Here is a 16,997-nt window from a genome sequence, read left to right on the forward strand (position 1 = left end):
ATGTCACGGCCGAGCTCGGGTCGTGGTCGAGCTCGTCAGAAACGAACGACGAGGCCGTGGGGCGCGGGGGTGAGCCAGGTCGCGCGCGGGCTCGTGCGAGGCTCGGGGAGGCCGAGGGCCGGGTGCTCCGGAGAGACGCCGCGCACGAGGAGGTCGATGCCGTACGCGAGCCCGAGGCCCGTGACGGTGCCAATGACGTCCCAGGCGAAGTCCTTCCACGACGGGGTGCCCATGCCCGCGAGATCGGCGAGCTCTTTGGCCGTGCCGAGCCCGAGCGAGACGCCTGCGCCGAGGAGGAGCGGCGGGTAGCGGGCGTCGAAGAACGAGGCGGAGACGGCGTACGTGCCCGAGGCGATCACGGCGGAGAAGCCGAAATGAAGCGCCTTGTCGCGGCCCCAGAAGTCGTCCGTGTCGGCGCGCGCTCCGGTCGGCGCGAGGAGCACCGTCGCGAGGCACGCCGAGGCTGCGAGGTGGCGGAGACGGCTCACGGGCCCCAATTTAGGCCACCAGGAGCGCGGAGCGCGCGGGATCTGCCGGAACCGGGGCGATTTCCCGGGAGGCTGCGCGCGTGTAGCGTGCGCCGGTGACGACCCGGTGGACGACGTCGAAGGTGAGCTTGGCGCTCGAGCCCGTGCGGACGGCGCTCGCGTGGATCTCGGGCGCCGTGTTCGTCCTCGGGTTTGCGGTGCTCGACGTGCTGCTTCGAAGCGACGCGTACCGAGCCCATCCCGCGCTCGCCCTCGACGCGCTCTCGAGCGTGGTCGTGTGGGGGCTCTTGCTCGCCCTCGTGCGCGGTCGCGCGGCGCGCGCCGGGCTCTTCGTGGTGCACGCGTTCGGGTTCGTGCTCGTGCTCGCGTGCGCGCGTTACTACCGGGTGCCGCTCGACGCGCAGATGGCCGAGACCGCGCGCCATGCGTGGGGGGACGTGCGGACGATCGTGGTGCGCACCCTGCCGACGTTCTCGGTGACGGTGCTCGCCCTCGCGGGCCTCACGACTTGGGCGCTCGGCGATCGTGGGAGGCGCACGCCGACGCACTTGCCGCTCGCGGCGATTTGGCTCGGCCTCGTGGGAAGCCCCCCGGGCGCCGCGAGCCCCGACGCGCGCCTCCTCGCGGCGACCCGGGTGCTCGTGAGGCCGAAGGCCGAAGCCACGAAGCGCGTGGGCGGGGCGAGCCTCGTGTCGCTCCCGAGCCGGCGCCCGCGCGTGCCCAACGTGCTCGTGGTGCTCGGCGAGAGCTTGCGCGCCGACGACGCGTGCGGGGCCGAGGTGGGGGGAGGTGCGTGTCGGGCCTATCGAGAGACGAACGCCGTGCTGCCCGGGCGGATCTCGTTCACGCGCGCGCGGGCCGTGTCGAGCTACACGGCCGTGTCGCTCTCGGCCTTGCTCACCGGCCGCACGCAGGACGGGCCGCGGGACGCGCTCCTCGCCGCGCCGAACCTCTTCGACGTGGCGCGCGCGGTTCGTCACGGCGACGAGCGCCCCACGGTGGTGTACGCGTCGTCGCAGCTCGAGAGCGTCTTCGAGCAGAAGGATCCTCGCGGCCAGGTCGACGTGTTCGTCACGGCCGAGACGCTGCTCGGCCGCACCCTCGACGACATCGACGAGGTGCTCTCGGAGGACCTCGACGGCAAGCTCGCCGCGCACCTCGATCGGCTCGTGCCCACGCTGCCCGAGCCGTTCTTCTTGTTCGTTCATCTCGTCGGCACCCACGCGCCCTACTTCGAGGATCCGGGGGTGCGCCCGTTCGCTCCTTCGTCGCACGTGGTCTCGTTCGGGAACCTGCCCGAGCTCCGGAACGCCTACAAAAATGCGATCGCCGCGCAAGACACGAGGCTCGCGCGCGTGCTCCGCTCGTTCGTCGCGAGGTCGAAGGGCTCGCCCTACGTGGTGCTCTTCACGTCCGACCACGCCGAGGCGTTCGGGGAGCGAGGCGCCATCCACCACGGGCAGAACCTCCACGACGAGCAGATCCACGTGCCCTTCTTCGTGGCCGCGGAGAACGGCGCGCTCACGGACGACGAGCGGGCGAGGCTCGTCGCGCGGGTCGAGCGGAGCGTCACGCACCTCGACGTCCTCCCGACGATCGTCGACGTGTACGGAGTGGATGGCGCGCTCGGCTTCGCCGAGCACGGCGCGCGGCTCTCGGGACGGAGCCTCGTCCGCCCCGAGCTCCCCGAGCTCGCGCCGACCGCGATCACGAACTGCACCGGCATGTTCCCGTGCCCGGTGAACACCTGGGGCATGCTCGGCGAGCGCCACAAGGTCGTGATGCAGGCATGGGACGGCGAGTGGCGGTGCGAGTCTCTCGTGCCCCAGGAGCACGAGGAGATCCCCTGGGGCGAGGGCTGCACGCGCCTCCTCGAGGCCTCGCGAAGGGTCTTCCCCAAGAAGCCGAACGGCGCCGAAAATCGCTGAAGATACGAGCTTTTACAAATGAGAAACGGCCCAAGCGAGGTGCGCCTGGGCCGTCTTGCGTGTGGGCGCCGCAGCGCTCACTTCGGGAGCGGCGGGATGTTCTTGCAGGCGACGGTGAAGGTGTCGAGGGCGTCCTTCACGGCGGTGTCGAAGCTCTCCTGGCAGATGGTGCGCCAGATGACGTTGTTCTTGCCGGTGGCCGGGTCGGCCGCGCCGTCGACGAGCTGGTGGAGCTTGGGAGCTTCGTAGCCCGTGTGGGACGTGCTGCCCGAGCCGGTCGTGCAGGAGCCGCTCTTCTGCCCCGAGATCACGGCGCCGGCCCAGCGGCCACGCACCTTCTTGATCTGGTCGAGCTTCTGGATGGCCTGTTGGGGCGTGTTGGAGCTCGAGTCCTCTTCGTCGGTCAGGACGAAGAACGCGAGGAGGGCGTCGTCGCGGAGGAAGGTCTTGTTCTGGTCGGCGGCGCGGTCGGTGAGGGACATGACGAGGCCGTCGATGGGCTTCTCGGTGGCGCTGCCTGCGGTGCCGAGGCCGGCGCGGCAGCCGAACGCATTGGCCACGTTCGCGTCGGAGCGCTCGAGCCACGCGCGTGTGCCGCCCGGATCGCACGAGGTCGCAGGGACGGTGACGAAGCCGCCACGGCCGCCGCGTGTGAAGTCGCTGCGGGAGGTGTCGGTGCTGGTGACGGCGAGGCGGTAGTCGAGGTTGTCCCCGCCCTTGGTTTTGTAGGCGTTCAGCGTGTCGACCATGCGGGGGAAGTTCGCCTTGAGCTTGGCCTGCGCGCCCGCCATGGAGCCCGAGTCGTCGACGACGAACACGACGTCCATCTTGCGGCACTCGTCTTCTTCTTTGGCCGCGTCGGGGAGGTTCGCGTCGAACTGGAAGCCGCCGCCGCCGCCGTCTTGGTTGCCGCCACCACCACCACCACCGCCACCGTCGGCGGAGTCATCGGTGAAGACCGTGCGGTCGGTCGTGGAGGAGCAGGCGGCGGCGATGGCCGCGACGCCGAGGACCAAAGGAAGGAGGGCGAGGCGCTTCATGGGGGAATGGCGTAGCCTGCCATAGGCCACGCGGCAACCTTTCTTCGTCGCATTTTTCCGCGAGAATCGGCGATTTTTGGGGACGTCGGCGCCGAGGGAAGGATCGGCTCGATCCTCCGTAGAACCTCGCCCCGTTCGCGGGCCCTGGATTCCATGGGTGGCTTCCGGATACCCTCGCCGCGATGGTCCCTCTCACGAAGCCGCGCCTCCTGCGGTCGCTCCTCGCCTCTGCCGGGCTCTTCGTCGTCCTCGCGGGGTCGAGCTTGGCTCACGCCGCCGACGCGATCAGCGACGAGGCCCGCACCCACTTCAAGGCGGGCGTCTCGCTGCTCCAAGACCCGGAGGGCGAGCGCGTCGAAGAAGCCTACCGCGAGTTCAAGGCTGCGTACGCGATCAGTAAATCTCCGAAAATACTCGGAAACATGGGCTTCTGCGCCATGCGCCTCGAGCGCGACGGCGAGGCGATCGAGGCGTACTCGCAGTACCTCCGCGAGGTCCCCGACATCGACGCCGACGAGCGCGCACAGATCACACGTGACGTCTCCACGCTGTCGGTCGGCGTGGTGCGTGTGACGATCAAGGTGACCGCACCGGCGGGCTCGAAGGTCATCGTGAGCGACGTGCGCACGCCGGTGAAGGGCGAGAAGATCACGAACGCGTACCCGTTCGAGATCGCGCCGGGGCAGACGAGCGTGAGCGTGTCGCTCGGGGTGCGCTCCGGCCATCACGTCATGACCGTGCGCTCCCCGGGCTTCGTCGACGAGACGTGGGAGCTCGACGCCCTCGCCGGCTCGAAGGAGTCGCGCGAGGTCACGCTCAAAGCCCCGCCGAAGGACGCGCCACCCCCCCCGGTCGTCACTCGCCCCGAGGCGCCTCCTGCCGAGCCCTCTCGCTCGATCGCACCCTGGGTCGTGGCCGGCGTCGGCGGCGCCATGATGGCCGTGGGCGCGGTGACCGGCGTCGTCGCCCTCGGCAAAGAGAGCGACATCGCGAACGCCTGCCCGAACGACGTTTGCCCCGCCGCGTTCGACCTCGCCGGCGCGCGCTCGAGCGCCAAGACCTTCATCGGCGTGACCGACGTGCTCCTCATCGGCGGGGGCGTGGTCCTCGCCGGCGGCATCACGTGGGCGCTCCTCTCGTCTCCTAGCAGCGCGCCCAAGGCGGGAGCGCTCCCTCGCAAACGTACGCCCGAGCTCGCCGGAGCTTGTGGCCCGACCGGGTGCTCGGGCACCCTCAAGGTGACCTTCTGATGCGCCCCACAGGCTCGCTCGCGCGGCTCGCGACTCTCGCCCTCGGCCTCTCGCTCTCGGGGTGTTTCCTCGCGACCGACGTCGACCGGTTCACCGAGGCGAAGCCCAACACGTCGCGCTTCTACGACCTCGATTTCACGATCCGTGGCGCCGACTCGCACGTGAACGAGATGTTCGAGCTCCGCGTGCTCGACGAGCGAAAGTCGATCCTCACCGTGATGCGCGCAGCTCCGCTCGGGGGCGCCCAAGCGAGCTTCAAGCTGCCGTCGTCGCTCCCGAAGGACCAGAAGCTCCGGCTCATTTTCTGGGCCGATCACAACGCCTCGGGCAAATTCGATCTGACCCCCGAGCCCTTCGACCATAGCTGGTTCGTGGACGTCGACCCGTTCAGGCCGCAGGACCCGTCCGACAACGTGGTCAAGATCGTTTACGACCACAACTCGCAGTTCACCCCGGTCGAGGGGAACGAGGTCGGCAACCCCGTCGAGATGTCGTTCACCGGGCTCGGCGGGCTCACCGGCAAGCGTGTCCAGGCGCGCGTGTCGGACGCGAACTCGAAGCAGCTCGTCGCGCAGTACCGCATCACGCGTGTCGACAAACCCGAGCTCAAGGTCACGATGCCCAAGGTGATCGATCCGGGCGCCGGGACGCGCTACCTCGTCGACGTGGTGCTGGACGACGGCCAGGGCGGCGGGCTCGAGGGCTACCGGTTCGAGCGCACGAGCGACGCGACCGGGCTCAAAGTCGCGTTCGACCCTGCCCGCGACGCGCCCTCGAAGACCACGGAGAACCTGCTCCCGCTCTGAACGGCGGTGCAGCGGTGCGGCGCGAGCGGGATTTTGCCGCCGGGCCTTGCGTCGGCCCCAAAAAAGCGAAAAGCTTAAGGTTCGCCTTCGTGGCGGTCGGCTAGAGTATTTGCCCTGGAGGCAACGGCCCCGTGAGCTTCGAACCCGGACAGGTCATCGACGGCAAATACCGCATCACCCGCGTGCTCGGCGCGGGGGGAATGGGCGCGGTGTACGAGGGTGAGAACGTGCGCATCGGGCGCAAGGTCGCCATCAAGGTGCTGCACGCCGAGGCGGCTCACGCCCCCGACCTGCGCCGGAGGTTCGAGCGCGAGGCCCGCGTCGCGGCCAAGATTGGCTCGCACAACATCTGCGACGTGATCGACCTCGGCGATCTGCCCGACGGCCACGCCTACCTCGTCATGGAGTACCTCGAAGGCGAGACCCTCGAGGACATCTTGAACCGCGAGGTCCGGGTGCGCGCGCACTTCATCGCGCCCCTCGCGATGCAGCTCCTCGACGGCCTCTCGGCCATGCACGGCGCGAACATCATCCACCGCGACATGAAGCCCGCGAACGTGTTCGTGACGACGAACGGCGTCGTGAAAATCTTGGATTTTGGCATCTCCAAGTTCCAGGTGCAGGCCGACGCGATGACCCAGAACACGCAGACCGGCGCGCTCATGGGCACGCCGCTCTACATGTCGCCCGAGCAGTCGCGCGGCGCGCGTGACGTCGACGGTCGCTCGGACATTTACTGCGTCGGCGTGATCCTCTACCGCGCGCTCTCGGGAGGCCACTGCTTCGAGGCCGACAACCTCCCGCAGCTCCTCTTCAAGACGGCCCTCGAGGAGCCGATCCCGCTGCGCCCGCACCTGCTCGATCAGGCCGACGAGCCCTTCGTCGCGATCGTCGAGCGGGCCATGGCCAAGCAGCCGGCCGACAGGTACGCGACCGCGCGCGAGATGCGCGACGCCATCGAGACCTGGGTGCGCGAGTGCCACCCCGAGGTGCCGCTCCCCGTGGCGCCTGCGCGTGTCGAAGACCTGCTCGAGGTGTCCGGGGCGCGCCCCAAGGCGAGCTTGCGTACGGGCTCGAGCCCCTCGCTGTCGGGCTCGGGCTCGGTGCCCGCGGTCTCCGGCGCGGTGCCTTCCGTCTCCGGTGCGGTGCCTGCCGTCTCCGGCGCGGTGTCGGCGGCGTCGGCCTCGGTGAAGGACCTCGCGGCGAAGACCGAGGTCTCCGGCCCGTCTCCCGCGCTCTCTCCGGCTGCGGCGTCGCTCGCCCTCGCTCCCGGCGCCGTGCCCGAGGGGCCCGTGCAAGATACAGCCAACGGGTGGGAGTCCACGCCCCTCGGCGGCGCGGGGGATCCGGCGCTCGCCCGCACCTCGGCGGCACCTCCGGCGATGGGCGGAAAGAGCAGCTCGAAGGGGCTCTACATCGGGCTCGCCGCGGCGGCGCTCGTCGCCATCGGGGCAGGCTTTGCCCTCAAAGGGCCACCGGCGGCCAGCGCGAACAACGCCCCGCCGCCTCCTCCCTCGGCGGTCGTCCCGGCCCCGTCCGCGCCCACGCCGAGCGCCACGGTGGCCGAAGCCCCGAAGCCCGCGCCCGAACCGTCGGCCACGGTCGCGGCTCCGGCCGAGGTGGCTCCCTCCCCCTCGGCGACCGCGAAGGTCGCGGTGACCACGAAGGGCGGGCCGTCCAAAGCGGCCGCGAGCGCGACCGCCACGCCTGCCACTCCGCCACCCGCCGAGGCGGCGACGGGTCAGAAGCCCGGCCGAAAGATCCGAACCGAGCTCTGAGCCCCGGCTCGGTCGGGTCGAAACGAAGAGGGCGCCCCATCGACCGTGGGAGCGCCCTCATCTGTTCGAATTTACGAGGTTTTTTTACGCCTGAGCGACGACGCCGTTGGTACCGTGCGGGTGGGCCGCGCTCGGGGAGGCCTCGGCCTTCTTGGGTTTGCCGAACACCTGCTGGAGGTCCCACACCGGGCCGGCGATGAACGAGAGAGGGTCGTCCTTGAAGGCGGGGGCGTTCTTCTCGAAGACGCTGTGGCCGACGATGTTGAGCGTCCACCCGAAGGCGAAGCTGCCCGCGCTCACCATCCACACGGGGCGGAGGGGCTTCGCGGCGAGGAGGCCCACGGCGCCGCCCACGATGAGCGGGATGCCCGCCATGTGCAGCCAACGGTTCACCTTGTGGCGGTGCGTGGCCTCGTAGAACTCGGTCGCCTCTTGCCAGCGCTCGGCGAGGCCGCCGTTGAAATCGGGGTGCTTCTGGCGCCAGCCCTCTTCGAGCGCGAAGAGGCCCTTGGCGAACATGCCGAGGCCCGCGACCTTGCGGCCCGAGAGCAGCGCCACCATCCCCGAAACGGCCCACGCGTAGCCCGACTTCTCTTCTTTGGCCATGGTCTTCTCCCTGGGTTCGCACTCGCGCCCGCACGCGCGATGGCCTCCCTTTTAGCTCATCTCGAACGGTGTGCACGTCCCATCGGCGCCCCGGAGGCGAGCGATCGGCGGGCCGTGTGGTAACGTCTCCGTATGCCGAGCTTCGCTGCGCGCCGCGCCATCGCCGCCGTCGCACTCTCCGCCCTCGTCGCTCTCTCGTCGGCCTGCCGCTCCGAGCCCCCGGCCGAGCCCGTCCACGCCGATCCGGCACCCCCGGTCGCGGTCGCGTCGGCCGCCCCGAAGGCCCCCGCCGAGCCCACCTCGCAGAAGCTCTCGCTCGGCGCGCCGATCGCTCCGGGTCTCGGAAAAAACGCGTCGCTCACCGACGTGGCCAAGGCGCCCGAGTCGTTCGCGGGCACCAAGATCGTGACCGAGGGCAAGGTCACCGCCGTGTGCCAGCACAAAGGGTGCTGGATGGAGCTCAAGGACGACAAGGGCGAAGCCCACGTGAAGATGGCGGGGCACGCGTTCTTCGTGCCTCGCACGGCGTCGGGCAAACGCGCGCGTGTGCTCGGTCGCCTCGCCGGTGTGCCCGAAGGGGCGTCGTGCGGAGAGGGCCACGAGGGCCACGGCGGCGGCGGGGGCTGCAAGGCCGAGGCCGAGAAGCAGCTCGGGCGCCCCCTCGCGAAGCTCGAGCTCGTCGCCGACGGCGTCGAGATCCTCGATTGATGCAGTTTGCACCTTCTTCCTTCCAAGCGAGCCCCTCGATGACCCTCTCTCGTCCCGTTCGATTCGGCCTCCTCGTCCTCGTGTGCTCGGCGTTGGCCATTCCGGCTTGCAGCTCGAGCGAGACCGCTCCGCCCGAGGGCGACGCGGGCACCTCCACGCCGACCGACGCGCGCGCCGCGACCGACACCGGCACGGCTCCCCCCGCTTCGTCCGAGCCGCCGAAGGACGCGGCGGTCCCGCCCCCGGGGCCGACCGAGTTTCCCGCGTTCGAGGGCGCGTTCGTGTTCTTCGCGAACGGCGGCCCGTTCTTCGGCGTCAAAGAGGTCGCCAAGGACGTGGACACCGACTCGTCGAAGGTCGCCGGGAACGTGTACTCCGGCTTCTTCAACGACAGCGGCGCCCGTTTCGTGATCACGCTCCCCGCCCGGACGCCGGGCACGCTCGACCTCTCGGCGACGGCCAAGGTCGAGGTGTCGCTCGCGCGCGGCGCGGATCGCACGACGGGTGAGCTCGCGAACGGCAAGGTCGAGGTCGTCGAAGCGACCGACAAGAAGCTCAAGGTGCGTTTCTATGGCGATACCTCCGGCGTGAAGGTGCACGGTGCCGTGGACGCGATGCTCGTCCCGTAGCGGCGATCCGCGGCCTCGGCTCGCGCGTTCCTCGGCGATGGGGCGCGTTGCGAGCGTGGTCGTGGGTGCCTTCGGGCTCGCGAGCCTGCTCGCGGGCTCGGCGTCGGGGTGCGCCGTGAGCGAGGTCCGGCCCGAGGAGCGCTCGTGCGCGGTCACGGTGTGGCACAAGCCCGCGAGCCGCGCGGCGCGTGTCGAAATCATCGGTGATTTCAACGGCTTCCAACGTCCCGGGGTCGAGCTCGATCGTGCGTCGGACGAGTGGCGCGCGCTCACGTTGGAGCTGCCTCCGGGCGAGCAGCGGTACCTCATCGTCGAAGATGGTGTGGCCCTCACGGACCGCAACGTGGCGACCACCGCGTTCGAGGGGGGCCGCGAGGTCACGCTCGTCGAGGTGCCGAGCTGCGGTGTGCCTGCGTTCCGCGTCGACGGAGTGAAGGTCGACAGCCGAGGCTCGGGGGCCATCGAGGCGACGTTCCTCGCGGCGAAGGGCGGCGCCGAGCTCGACCCGGCGACGGCCGAGGCGGTGACCCGGGACGGGCGCGTCGTGCGCGGTGAAGTGGCGAACGCGACGTCCGGGCGCATCCGGTTTCCACTCGAAGGGCTTCCTCGTGGCAAGACGGTGCTCACGCTGCGCGCGCGGTCCCGCGACGGCGCCGAGGCCGAGCCCGCGCTCGCCACGGCGTGGGTCGAGGGGCGCCCGTTCGACGCACGCGACACGGTGCTCTACCAGGTGGTGGTCGACAGGTTCCGGGGGGACGCGGGCCCGCTCGCACCCCCGGCGACGCCCTCGGATCGCGCCGGGGGCACCCTCCGTGGCGTGACGCGCGCGATCGAGGACGGGACCATCGCCGGGCTCGGCGCGAACGCGATCTGGATATCTCCCGTCTACACGAACCCCGAGGGGAAATTCTCGGGCAACGATGGCCGCTCGTACTCGAGCTACCATCAGTATTGGCCCACCGATCCCCGGGGCGTCGACGCGCGCATCGGGGGCGAAGCGGCCCTCGACGAGCTCGTGCGTACGGCCCACGCGCGCGGCATACGCGTCTTGTTCGACGTCGTGCCGAACCACGTGCACGAGACGCACCCGTACGCGAAGGTGCCCGGCTTCACGCAAGGGTCGGCCTCGTGTGTGTGCGGCCAGCGTGACTGCGACTGGGCCACCAAGATCGACACGTGCTGGTTCGCGCCCTACCTGCCCGACCTCGACTGGGCGAACCCCGAGCTCGCGCGCACGGCCACACGCGACACCGTGTACTGGCTCGACAGGTTCGACGCGGACGGCTTCCGCATCGACGCCGTGCCCATGACCCCGCGCGCGGCTACACGAAGGATCGCCGCGGCTACACGTCGCAAGTACGCCCACCCCGGGAACCCGATGCTCGTCATCGGCGAGAACTTCACGGGGCCAGGGGCCTACAACTTGCTGCGGCGCGACCTCGGCCCCTTCGGGCTCGACGGCACGTTCCACTTTCCGCTCATGTGGACGCTCCGCGAGAGCATCGCCGAAGAGCGCACGGGGCTCTCGGCCATCGACGCCTCGATGATCGAGAGCGAGAAGGCGTGGGGAGGCTCGGGCGCCGTCATGGGGGTCATGATCGGGAACCACGACGTCTCGCGGTTCTCTTCGGTGTCGGCGGGCACGGCGGGTGGCGACACGTGGGAGCCTGCGAAGGATGCCTATACGAAGCCCGTCTTCGACAAACAGCGGCTCGGTCTCGCGGCGGTGATGACGCTCCCGGGGATGCCGGTCGTCTACTACGGCGACGAGGTCGCGCTGCCGGGGAAGAGCGATCCGGACTGCCGGCGCGTGATGCCGCGAGAGGAGACGCTCTCGGCCGAACAGCGGGAGCTGCGCTCGTTCGTCGCGAAGCTCGGAAAGGTCCGCGGGTGCTCGCGCGCCCTGCGCCGCGGGACGTACACGTCGAAGTACGCCGACGCCGAGCGCCTCGTCTTCACGCGGGAGCTCGAGGGCGGAAAGCGCGCCGTCGTGATCCTCGCGCGCAAGCCCTTGGGTCCCCTCGATCTCACGCTCGTGAACGTGCCCGCGGGGACCTACCGCGACCTCGTCGACGCCGGCAGCGTGACCTTCGGGCCCGAGGTGAAGACGATGGACCTCGCGCCGTACTCGGTGCGCATCCTCACGAACGACGACGACGACTGCCCACCCCCGTGAGCCCGCGCATCCCAGTCGAGATGCTTCTGTAACCTATCGATACTTATCGAGAATTTTGGCGAACGAGTCTTTGTCGTTCGCCTTCTCGAGGGCGACCTCGGGGGTGATGATCTTCTTCGCGAGCAGGCGCTCGAGGCACATCTCGATGGTCTGCATGCCTTGCGATTGGCCCGACTGCATGACGCTCGGGAGCTGCGTGGTCTTGGCCTCGCGGATCATGGAGGCGACGGCCGGCGAGCCTACGAGGATCTCGTGCGCGGCGACGCGGCCCTTTCCGTCGGCCGTGCGGAGGAGCTGCTGGCCCACGATGCCGGCCATGCTCTCGGCGAGCATGCCACGGATCTGAGGCTGCTCTTCGGACGGGAACGCGTTGACGATGCGCTCGATCGTGGCGGGCGCGCTGTTCGTGTGCACCGTCGCGAAGATGAGGATGCCGAAGCTCGCGAGCTGGAGGGCGAGCTTCATCGTCTCGTTCGTGCGGAGCTCGCCCACGAGCACCACGTCGGGGTTCTCTCGGCCTGCGCTGCGCATGGCGGCCGTGAAGCTCGACGCGTGGATGCCGACCTCGCGGTGCGTGACGTGCGCCTTCTGAGGATCGTGCACGAACTCGACCGGGTCCTCGATGGTGAGGATGTGGCAGGCCCGCGTGCGGTTGATGTGGTCGATCATCGCGGCGAGCGTGGTCGACTTGCCCGAGCCCGTGGGGCCGGTGACGAGCACGAGGCCGCTCTGGCGCTCGGCGAGCTTGCGGAGCACCTCGGGCGCGCCGAGGTCGTCGAGCGTCTGGATGCGCTGCGGGATGATGCGGAAGACGGCCGCGAGGCCCGAGCGCTTCGTGAAGTAGTTGGCGCGAAATCGAGCCTTTTTCTCGTACTGGTAGGCGAAGTCGAGGTCGAGCTCCTCGCGGATGCGCTTCTCCTGCATGGGCGTCGTGATGCCGAAGAGGAGCGCCTCCATCTCGGCGCGGGTCACCTCGTCGGAGCGGGCGGGCACGAGCTCGCCTCGCACCCGGAGCATGGGCGGGTACCCGATGCCGAGGTGGAGATCGCTCGCGCCCTTGGCGAGCAGCTCGTCGAAGAGCAAATCGATCGACGGCATGGCCTTACCCCTTTCTCCCGAAGAGGCTCTCGAGCAGGCCCTCGGGCTTCTTCTCGGCGGGTTTGTCGCCGCGGTTCGCGACGAGCGCCTCGAGCTCGCCGGGCGCCTCGGCCACGGCCTTCGCGTCGTCCATGGTGACCTTCTTCTCGCGGACGAGCGCCGCGAGAGATTCGTCGAGCCGCACGATGCCGAGGCCCTTGCCACGCTGTTGGAGGCTCGGGATCTGGAACGTGCGGTTGTCCCGGATGAGGGCCGAGAGCGAGGTCGACCCGGGCAAGAGCTCGATGGCCGCGTGGAGCCTCTTTTTGTCGGGCGAGGGCACGAGCCTCTGGCCGACCACGAGGCGCAGCGCTCCTGCGAGGGTCATGCGGATCTGCGCTTGATCGCCCGGCGGGAACAGATCGATGAGGCGCTCGATGGCCTTGGCGGCGTTGGGCGTGTTCATGGTGCCGAGCACGAGGTGGCCGGTCTCGCCGGCCGAGACCGCCATGCGCACCGTCTCGACGTCGCGGAGCTCGCCCACGACGATGACGTCGGGATCTTCGCGGAGCGAGCCCTTGAGTGCCGTGAGGAACGACTTGGTGGTCACCCCGACCTCGCGCTGGCTCATCATGGCCTTCTTGCGCGGGTGCACGTGCTCGACCGGATCTTCGACCGTGATGATGTGGTGCGAGCGCTCGCTGTTCAGCCGGTCGACGATCGCGGCGAGCGTCGTCGTCTTGCCGTGGCCGGTGGGCCCGGTCACCACGATGAGCCCTTGGTGGTGGTGCGTGGCTTGGGCGACGCCCTCGGGGAGGCCGAGCGCGGCGAGGGTCGGCACCTCGCGCGGGATCACGCGGAGGGCTATTTTGAAGCCTGTTCGTTGGCTCGCGACGTTGACCCGGAAGCGCGCGCCTTCGGGGCCTTCGAGCGCGAAGTCGGCGGAGCCGTCGGTCTCGAGGGTGCCGCGGAGCCGCGCGGGCACGATGGAGATCATCATCTTCTCCACGAGGGTCTCGGGGAGCGCCTCGCCACGTGGGCAAAGCTCGAAGGCCACGCGGAAGAGCGGCGGTCGCCCGGCGACGAGGTGCAGGTCGGACGCGTTGGCCTCGACCGCGGCGCGGAGGAGCGTGTCGAGCTCGGGCGGGCGAGGGATGCCCGACATGCTCGTGAGGGTGGCCTCGCCGGGAACCGACGTGTAGGGCCTCGTCGGCGCCTCTTTGGCCGCCTCGCGGAGGAACGAAGGCTCCTTGGTCGGCTCTTTGCCGATGAAGGAGGGCTCCTTGGTCGGCTCCTTGCCGATGAAGGAGGGTTCCTTGGTCGGCTCTTTGCCGATGAAGGAGGGTTCCTTGGTCGGCTCTTTGCCGATGAAGGAGGGTTCCTTGGTCGGCTCTTTGCCGATGAAGGAGGGTTCCTTGGTCGGCTCTTTGCCGATGAAGGAGGGCTCTTTCCGAGGCTCTTCGCGTGAGCTCGGTGTGGCGGCCGAGCGGGGCATGGCCGGCTCGTGCGTCGCGCCGACCTTGGGGGCCGCCGGCGGAGGCAGGCGCACGTCGATGTTCGAGGCGTCGACCTTGGGCGGAGGAGGCCCGTCGGACTCGAAGCGAGGGTCGCGTCGGGCGGGGCGAGCCTCTTCGCGGTGCTCGATCTTCGCTCCCGCGACGACCTTCCCGAACATGCGTGGCTCGGAGCCCGGCTCTTTCGGGACGGTCTTCGGCGGGGCCGCTTGAGGCGCGCGCTCGCGTGGCGGGCTCTCGGGCGGGCGTGCGTCACGGACGCTCGAGGTCGGGGTGGCCTCGGGTTTCTTGTCCTTTCGCAGGAGCGAGAGGCGCACCTCGAGCTTTCCGGCCGACTTTTTGGCCGAGATCGAGAGCGTCCCTACGGGCTCGGCGCGCGCCGTCCACGACGCGGCGCGCGCGTCGAGGTCGCTCGTGTACTTCCCACCCCCGAGCGCGAACAACGCCGAGACGAGCCCATCCTCGGTGAGGCTCTCGTGCCCGAACGGTATCGCGTCGTCGCCCACCACCGCCATCGGACGCTCTCCGCTCGTCAGCACGAGCTCGGTCACGTTCGGTTGCGACAGATGGGCGAGGTACGCCGAGATCTTCATCGCGTCCCTCTCCTCCAACGATGAAGCGTACGAGGCTTTCCTCCGAATGGGGGAACGAACGTGCTTCCGAATTCGAGCGAATGCCCGAACTGTTCTAGTTCATGACTTAGGGAGCTCGCCCGGCGCCGGTGGGGGCGCGGGGGCATTGCGCCGCGTATCCGCGCAGAAACTGGCCGAGGAACGCGAGCATCGAGGCGGCCTCGGGCGGAGGTCGGGTGAGGTCGTCTCGTGTGCGCAAGGTGTCGAACGTCGTCGCGGAGGCGCGGACCTCACCCGAGGGGGAGACGTCGAAGACGTGGGCGTGGGCGTCGACACCGAACGCGCGGCCGTCGGAAGACAAGGGAGAGGCGAAGTCGGGGCTCGTGGCCTGACCACCGAGCGTGTGGAAGCGCGCCTTCTGGGGGAGCTCGCGGAGACCCCGAGCCTCGGAGAGCAGCGCGAGCACGAGCGTCGGGAGATCGGTGTTCGAGATCGGCGTCGTTCGGGCGAGCTCTCCGAGCCTACGGAGGGCCTCGTCGACCGCGCCGGGGTCGTGGGCACGGGCTCGCAGGGCCTTCGGGACCCAGAAGACGATCGGGATCCGGGTGATCCCGTACGCGGTCTCGCTCCCCGTCCACGGCACCCATTGGTGCGTCGTGTGATCGGCCGCGAACACGACGATCGTGCGGGACGCGTCGCTCGAGCGCTCGAGCGTGTCGACGAAGCGCGCGAGGGCGCCATCGGCGTAGCGGAGGGTGCGGAGGCGCGCGCAGTTCTCGCCGTGGAGACCGAGCCGCGCGCACACCTCGTCGACGGCGCGGCGATCGGCCTCGCCGAGATCGGCCGGCTCCGTGTACGGCGTGTGATGCGAGAGGGTGAGCGTGAACGTGTAGTGTGCACGTGTGTCCCCGCGCGCGGCGGCGTACGCGGCCTCGTAGACGGGCGTGTCGCTCACACCTCCCCAGACGCCGCGCGGCGCGGTCTTGGGGAAATCGTCGCGCTCGTGGGCCTTCATGCCGTGGAAGGCGAGGAAGGTCCCCATGTCGTCGAACGCGAGCTCGTGGCCGTAGACGATGCGGGTGTCGAAGCCCGCGTCGTGGAGCACGTCGGGGAGGCAACGAAAAGGCACGTTCCCGAGGTCGCGTCCGAAGGCGAGGTTGTAGGGGAGGGCGCCGACACCGCACGTGGCCGCCGCGAGGGCGTGGGCCGTACGCATGCCGCTCTGGTGCGCGAGGCGGAACGCGACGGCTTCCGGGGCGCCGCCGTACGCTCGGTTCATGAACGGCGCGATCTCGGGGGGCGCCATGGGCTCCAGGGCGGTGATGTCGTCTCCCCGGAAGCTCTCGAGCGAGACCTGGTGCACGATCGGGAGCTCGTCGCGCCCGGCGAAGAGCGCGCGTGAGAGGGCGCGAGCTTCGCGTACGAGGGGCACGGTGTCGTCGTCGAGCGAGCGGGCGAGCGGGTGGTGCTCGCAGTCGGCGTGGGCCTCGGCGGCGAGCAAGGCCTCGGGCGCCGTGCGTGGGAAGCCGAAGTGCGCCGCGCCCTTCGCGACGTCGCCTCCGGGGGGGCTCGCGGCGGCGACGAGCCTGCGAATGTCTCCCGGGGCGGGCGAGACCCGTGACGCCACCGAGAGCCCACCGAAGAAGGCCGCGGCAGGCGAGGTGAGCGCACCTCCGTTGTGGAGCGACACGCAGAACGCGGTGGCCTCGTGCGAGACGAAGCCGAGCGCTCCCGTGGTGAGGCCGAGCGCTCCGAGCGCGCCCGCCATGAAGCGACCTCGTCCCCGCGCCAGGACCGCTGTCGCGGGGGTGCGCGCCTGATGCAGCACGAGGGCGGCGAGCGCGAGCGCGGCGAGGTTCGGCACGAAGAAGCGGCCGAGCACGATCTCGGGCAGCTCGGCGAAGAAGAGCTCCGGCGCCGCGAGGCCGTCGCGTACGTCGAGCGGGCCCGGGAAGACCCCGCGTTGGGTGCGAAAGAGGGCGGCCGAGTCGTGCGCGAGCGAGAGCGTGACGAGCCCCGCGCCGAGGAGCGCCGCCGCGGCTCGCGAGCGCCACGTGGGCCCCAAAGGCCTCGATGCGGGGCCCGCGAACGCGAAGAAGAGGAGCCCGACCGCGACGATCGGCCCCACCACCGCCAGGTCCGAGACGAGGCCTCCTGCGAAGAAGAGCGCGAAGGTGCGTGGGGACCTCCCTTGGGTCGAGGCGATCACCCAGCGCGCAGGCATGACCGCGATCGCCGCGAGCAGAAACCCCCGCGCGACGAGGCCCATCGTGGGCGCGCGAGGACGGGCCACCGCAGAGGAGGGCGGCTCGCTCGTCGTGGGGTGCGGTCGAGGTGTCACGCGGCGTGGGTGAATACGCGCGACCGCGGGGCCTCCGCAAGCCACGCTTCCTGCGCGTTTTCGCGCTCGAGCTCGGCAACGTAA

The 16,997-nt window shown here is 70.1% G+C and carries 13 protein-coding genes; 7 read left to right on the top strand and 6 right to left on the bottom strand.

What is annotated here, in order from left to right:
• Positions 1-35: 35 nt before the first annotated feature.
• Positions 36-488 (bottom strand): hypothetical protein, encoded by a 453-nt coding sequence (locus tag IPK71_13240; GenBank protein MBK8214697.1) that lies wholly within the window; start codon positions 486-488, stop codon positions 36-38.
• 95 nt (positions 489-583) lie between these two features.
• Between IPK71_13240 and IPK71_13245 the strand changes: the two genes are divergently transcribed.
• Positions 584-2,416 carry a sulfatase-like hydrolase/transferase gene (locus IPK71_13245; GenBank protein MBK8214698.1) on the top strand — a complete coding sequence of 611 codons (1,833 nt, stop codon included), beginning with the start codon at positions 584-586 and terminating at the stop codon, positions 2,414-2,416.
• A 77-nt stretch (positions 2,417-2,493) separates the two neighbouring features.
• Here IPK71_13245 and IPK71_13250 read toward each other — a convergent pair whose 3' ends face one another.
• Positions 2,494-3,456, bottom strand: a complete 963-nt coding sequence (locus IPK71_13250; GenBank protein MBK8214699.1) for a hypothetical protein — start codon at positions 3,454-3,456, stop codon at positions 2,494-2,496.
• A gap of 182 nt (positions 3,457-3,638) precedes the next feature.
• Here IPK71_13250 and IPK71_13255 point away from each other — a divergent pair, with 182 nt between their 5' ends.
• The 3 genes from IPK71_13255 (at position 3,639) to IPK71_13265 (ending at position 7,290) form a co-directional block, all read left to right on the top strand.
• Positions 3,639-4,706 carry a hypothetical protein gene (locus tag IPK71_13255; GenBank protein ID MBK8214700.1) on the top strand — a complete coding sequence of 356 codons (1,068 nt, stop codon included), beginning with the start codon at positions 3,639-3,641 and terminating at the stop codon, positions 4,704-4,706.
• Positions 4,706-5,512: a hypothetical protein gene (locus IPK71_13260; protein ID MBK8214701.1), complete on the top strand. Its 807-nt coding sequence runs from the start codon at positions 4,706-4,708 to the stop codon at positions 5,510-5,512. The genes IPK71_13255 and IPK71_13260 overlap by 1 nt, the downstream gene beginning before the upstream one ends.
• 131 nt (positions 5,513-5,643) lie before the next feature.
• The gene (locus IPK71_13265) at positions 5,644-7,290 is read left to right on the top strand and encodes a serine/threonine protein kinase (GenBank protein ID MBK8214702.1); all 1,647 of its coding nucleotides are present in this window, start codon (positions 5,644-5,646) and stop codon (positions 7,288-7,290) included.
• An 84-nt stretch (positions 7,291-7,374) separates the two neighbouring features.
• On the opposite strand, the gene IPK71_13270 is transcribed toward IPK71_13265, so the two are convergent.
• Positions 7,375-7,896, bottom strand: coding sequence for a DUF962 domain-containing protein (locus IPK71_13270; GenBank protein ID MBK8214703.1), 522 nt, complete (start codon positions 7,894-7,896; stop codon positions 7,375-7,377).
• Positions 7,897-8,028: 132 nt separating this feature from the next.
• Between IPK71_13270 and IPK71_13275 the strand changes: the two genes are divergently transcribed.
• From IPK71_13275 to IPK71_13285, 3 genes are read left to right on the top strand one after another with little or no spacing between them, the layout of a single operon-like run.
• Positions 8,029-8,604 (top strand): DUF4920 domain-containing protein, encoded by a 576-nt coding sequence (locus IPK71_13275; GenBank protein MBK8214704.1) that lies wholly within the window; start codon positions 8,029-8,031, stop codon positions 8,602-8,604.
• 38 nt (positions 8,605-8,642) lie between these two features.
• Positions 8,643-9,233 (top strand): hypothetical protein, encoded by a 591-nt coding sequence (locus IPK71_13280; GenBank protein ID MBK8214705.1) that lies wholly within the window; start codon positions 8,643-8,645, stop codon positions 9,231-9,233.
• Between the two features lie 37 nt (positions 9,234-9,270).
• Complete coding sequence (locus IPK71_13285) at positions 9,271-11,409, top strand: hypothetical protein (protein MBK8214706.1); 2,139 nt, start codon at positions 9,271-9,273, stop codon at positions 11,407-11,409.
• 33 nt (positions 11,410-11,442) lie between these two features.
• Here IPK71_13285 and IPK71_13290 read toward each other — a convergent pair whose 3' ends face one another.
• From IPK71_13290 to IPK71_13300, 3 genes are all read right to left on the bottom strand, one after another.
• Positions 11,443-12,507 (bottom strand): type IV pilus twitching motility protein PilT, encoded by a 1,065-nt coding sequence (locus IPK71_13290; protein ID MBK8214707.1) that lies wholly within the window; start codon positions 12,505-12,507, stop codon positions 11,443-11,445.
• Between the two features lie 4 nt (positions 12,508-12,511).
• A complete protein-coding gene (locus tag IPK71_13295) occupies positions 12,512-13,651 on the bottom strand; it encodes a PilT/PilU family type 4a pilus ATPase (GenBank protein MBK8214708.1) in 1,140 nt (379 codons plus the stop codon).
• Positions 13,652-14,699: 1,048 nt separating this feature from the next.
• The gene (locus tag IPK71_13300) at positions 14,700-16,865 is read right to left on the bottom strand and encodes a sulfatase-like hydrolase/transferase (protein ID MBK8214709.1); all 2,166 of its coding nucleotides are present in this window, start codon (positions 16,863-16,865) and stop codon (positions 14,700-14,702) included.
• Between the last annotated feature and the right edge of the window lie 132 nt (positions 16,866-16,997).

It is taken from the genome of Myxococcales bacterium, assembly GCA_016712525.1.
GTDB lineage: Bacteria > Myxococcota_A > Polyangia > Polyangiales > Polyangiaceae > JAAFHV01.

Bases quoted from the DNA above. Each gene is read 5' to 3' on its own strand.
- IPK71_13295 (MBK8214708.1), bottom strand. From the start codon at position 13,651: ATGTCGGGCATCCCTCGCCCGCCCGAGCTCGACACGCTCCTCCGCGCC.
- IPK71_13275 (MBK8214704.1), top strand. From the start codon at position 8,029: ATGCCGAGCTTCGCTGCGCGCCGCGCCATCGCCGCCGTCGCACTCTCC.
- IPK71_13280 (MBK8214705.1), top strand. From the start codon at position 8,643: ATGACCCTCTCTCGTCCCGTTCGATTCGGCCTCCTCGTCCTCGTGTGC.
- IPK71_13250 (MBK8214699.1), bottom strand. From the start codon at position 3,456: ATGAAGCGCCTCGCCCTCCTTCCTTTGGTCCTCGGCGTCGCGGCCATC.
- IPK71_13260 (MBK8214701.1), top strand. From the start codon at position 4,706: ATGCGCCCCACAGGCTCGCTCGCGCGGCTCGCGACTCTCGCCCTCGGC.
- IPK71_13290 (MBK8214707.1), bottom strand. From the start codon at position 12,507: ATGCCGTCGATCGATTTGCTCTTCGACGAGCTGCTCGCCAAGGGCGCG.
- IPK71_13270 (MBK8214703.1), bottom strand. From the start codon at position 7,896: ATGGCCAAAGAAGAGAAGTCGGGCTACGCGTGGGCCGTTTCGGGGATG.
- IPK71_13255 (MBK8214700.1), top strand. From the start codon at position 3,639: ATGGTCCCTCTCACGAAGCCGCGCCTCCTGCGGTCGCTCCTCGCCTCT.
- IPK71_13285 (MBK8214706.1), top strand. From the start codon at position 9,271: ATGGGGCGCGTTGCGAGCGTGGTCGTGGGTGCCTTCGGGCTCGCGAGC.